The sequence below is a fragment of the Marinobacter sp. EVN1 genome, from assembly GCF_000475375.1.
Lineage (GTDB): Bacteria > Pseudomonadota > Gammaproteobacteria > Pseudomonadales > Oleiphilaceae > Marinobacter > Marinobacter nauticus.
In genome coordinates, this window is sequence record NZ_AXCB01000047.1 from 1 (window position 1) to 3,152 (window position 3,152).

3 protein-coding genes are annotated in these 3,152 nt (G+C 57.6%); all 3 read right to left on the reverse strand.

Going from position 1 to position 3,152, the window contains the following annotated elements; genetic code table 11:
* Positions 1–139 precede the first annotated feature (139 nt).
* Positions 140–1,045: a hypothetical protein gene (locus tag Q674_RS36945; RefSeq protein WP_023009696.1), complete on the reverse strand. Its 906-nt coding sequence runs from the start codon at positions 1,043–1,045 to the stop codon at positions 140–142.
* Positions 1,042–1,983 carry a DUF4123 domain-containing protein gene (locus tag Q674_RS36950; protein ID WP_023009697.1) on the reverse strand — a complete coding sequence of 314 codons (942 nt, stop codon included), beginning with the start codon at positions 1,981–1,983 and terminating at the stop codon, positions 1,042–1,044. Before Q674_RS36950 ends, Q674_RS36945 begins: the two co-directional genes overlap by 4 nt.
* The coding region (locus Q674_RS36955) for a type VI secretion system Vgr family protein (RefSeq protein ID WP_023009698.1) at positions 1,980–3,152 on the reverse strand (1,173 nt) is incomplete at its 5' end. The genes Q674_RS36950 and Q674_RS36955, both read right to left, overlap by 4 nt.

Consider the following 3,152-nt stretch of genomic DNA (forward strand, 5'->3'; position numbering starts at 1 on the left):
CTCCCGGACATCCGTACGCCAGGCATTACGGAAGTAAATTTCCACGTTCAGGCTAAGCTTAAGCATGACACCATCGGCGTCTTCCACTGTCATCAGTTCTTTCAGTTCATCCACGGTAAGTCTTCCCCTGTCCTGAAACTTAAAATGCAGCTCCGATGCGCTCCAAGCTTGGACGCAATGATGACATCCTCTGCGCAACGAGTTTGGCGGCTTCACTGCTTCCACGAACCACAGTAGAGGTTCCCCGGTAAAAACGGGCGCTCTGGAGCGCTGCCCTCGCCCCCAGCGGTGCCAGCAGAACATCATCCGCCGTTCCGATCCCGGTGGCATCATCCAGCACCAGCGCTGTCATCGCAACGCCGATGGCCAACACTTCCAACCCGAGCAACAACGAATCACCCAGCCCATGCTCTTCTTCCTGCTCATACAAATCCCGCGCAGGCTGCAGGGAGTCTTCAGGTACCAATTGCTGCTCTGTGCCGTCACATTTGCAAGTGTCCTCGTTCAATTCATGTAATCCGCTATCTGGGCCAGCAATTCGCTCATAGGCTTTTTCCTGCCCAATACCCCAACGATCGCCCCGGAACTTGACCTCCACCACCCCCAAAAGGTTGTCCTGAGTTGGCAACCCGGCAGGGTCTCGCAAAACTACGGCATCTGGTATACGAAGCTCGCCTTTACTGTATTGCTCAATCTCATCTTTGAGCAACGCATCGGCCGGAGTCTTTAGGTTTCGAATCCGATTGATCATATGCCCGAAGTTACGGATCGGTTCGGTAGTCTCCTGCCTAGCAGCATCTTTCAACATGAGCGGCTGCGGCGCTATCATTTGATCCTCTGGCATGTAATACCCAACCTGCGGCCGGATGCCGGTATCCGAGACCTGATTCACCGCATCCAGGGAAGCATCGACACACATCTGCTTCATGTTGCGGCCGGTCTGGGACTGCATGGGGTTGACGCTGCAAAAGCAGACGAAGCTGCAAATAAACGCCAGTTTGGGCGTTATGTCGTTACAGATCGGGCATTGCTCGGTGGCTGTCATCCTTGATCACTCCAACGTTGTTCACGGCGCTTGCTGATCAGGGCCGTTTCGTCATACGACGGCATCCAATCCGGGTCGTGGTGGGGGGCGTAGTGGTCCGGCTGTTCGGCCAGGTCGCGTTCGATGTCAACCAAGGCCTGCGCCAGATTCGCTGATGCCAGGAGCTCCTCTGCCCGGGCTGCCCGATAGAAGTGGGAACAGCGCTCTAAGCACAGTTGGCAGAAAGTGAGTGTTTCCTGGGGACTTGGCGCCTCATGCCATCGATAGATCGCCTGTACGGTCTCGTCAATCCGTTGAACGACAATCTCATTCGCCAGATGCATAAGCCGCCAGGTCATTGACTGGTTTAATTGCACCACCGCCTGTTGCACCCGGTGGCGATGGTAGATCGGTCTCATGGCCTGGATGTGTTGCTCAGTTAACCGAAGCCATAAAGGCTTAAGCGTTTGCCAGGCCGACTGCTGCCCCCGTTCAACAGGATCACTAAGCCAATACGCATCTTCACCCGGTTGTCGGGCGGCCCACTGGATTACCGGACCGGCAAAGGTCTGCTGCTCGGACACACTCAGCGATTGCCAAAAGACAGGCAGGATGTCCGGATCGTAAAAACGGCACAGCACCTCGCTGTCATTTTCATCAACAAGGGTGAGAGACTTTCGTAAATGGGCTGCCAACTCCGCCAAGTTTGCATCGGCAGTCAGCAATACCCCCCAGTTGTTTGATGGGGAGGACTGGTGCGCCCAGCTCAGGAATTTATGGTCGGGGTTAATCTCGGCCAGTATCGGGGACACCTCTAAGAGGTGTGCAAAGGGTGTTCCGTTGTACAGGGGAAGGCTGTCGCTGGTTCCCGCCAGTTCGTACCACTTGGCCCTTAACCCCGGTAACGCCGCATCTACAACAACGAAAGCCCGCTGGCCACTGGAAAACGGCCATTTCATACGCGGCCCCTTTGTGTCATGCGCTCAGAGCAGATTTTGCAAAAGGGCTTTCCGTTCACAGCGGCCTGTTTAATGGCTATTGCCTGCCCTTCGGATTCCGCAAAGCCGGTTGGCAGGAAGACCGGTTCAACCATCTCGTGAACATTCTTTTCCACGTCCTGCGGCAACGCTGGCCCACTCGCTCCCTGCCCCGAACCACTCCCCGGGCTGCCCCCAGAATTGATCTTGATCCCCGGCCCACTCAAGGTCACGCCGCTGGGGTCCAGCTTGATAAAACTTCCACCCCCGGAAATTGTCAGCTCTGCCCCGGCATCCAGAACCACCTTGGCACCGGCCTTGTGATGCACTTCGGTGCCGGCTTCCGAGGCCATGGTGCGGGCGGTTTTCTGATGGTAGGTGCCGCCCACGGTCTGGCTGCAATCTGCGCCAACGGACAGCCGGTTTTCGCCGTCGGTGGTGCAATGGTCCGCCGCTTTGATGTGGCTGAACTGGTGGTTCTCCACCGTCAGGTGGCTGTCGTTCCTGATGACTTCGGTGCGATTGTTTTCCGTCAGCAGGTCGAGGTCTTTCTGGGCGTGCACGTAGATCTGCTCTTCGCCCGCTTCGTCTTCAAACCGCAGTTCGTTGCTGCCCTCGCCCTTGTGGGTTTTGGTCTTCAGGGTGGTCCGGGTTTTGTGTTCCGGCAGCGCGTACGGCGGTGTGTTGGTGGCGTGGTAGGTTCTTCCGGTGATGATGGGCTGGTCCGGGTCGCCGTCCAGGAAGGAGACAATCACTTCGTGACCGATTCTGGGCAAGGCCATGAAGCCGTATTGGCCACCGGCCCAGCCCTGGGCCACGCGCAGCCAGGCGCTGCTATGCTCGTCGTTCTTCGAGTATCTATCCCACGGGAATCGTACTTTTACCCGGCCGTACTGGTCGCAGTGGATTTCTTCCCCGTCCGGGCCGGTGACGAGGGCCATCTGGGGGCCGTCCATCACCGGTTTGTGGTTGCACAGGGGGCGCCAGGTTTTGTCGGCCGGGATGGCGCTGAAGGTGTTGTGGTAGCTGGTGGGTTCGCTGCCACCCTCTTCTTCCAGGGCCTGGGGCTGTTTGCCGGTGTGGGTGATGGCGGTGAGCAGCCATTCCCGGTTCAGGGTCTGGCTGTCATTGTCCTGCAGTTCCACTTTGGC

What these genes read in the sequence shown, in the direction of transcription:
- Q674_RS36945 (WP_023009696.1), bottom strand. Translation starts at nt 1,045, where the DNA reads ATGACAGCCACCGAGCAATGCCCGATCTGTAACGACATAACGCCCAAA.
- Q674_RS36950 (WP_023009697.1), bottom strand. Translation starts at nt 1,983, where the DNA reads ATGAAATGGCCGTTTTCCAGTGGCCAGCGGGCTTTCGTTGTTGTAGAT.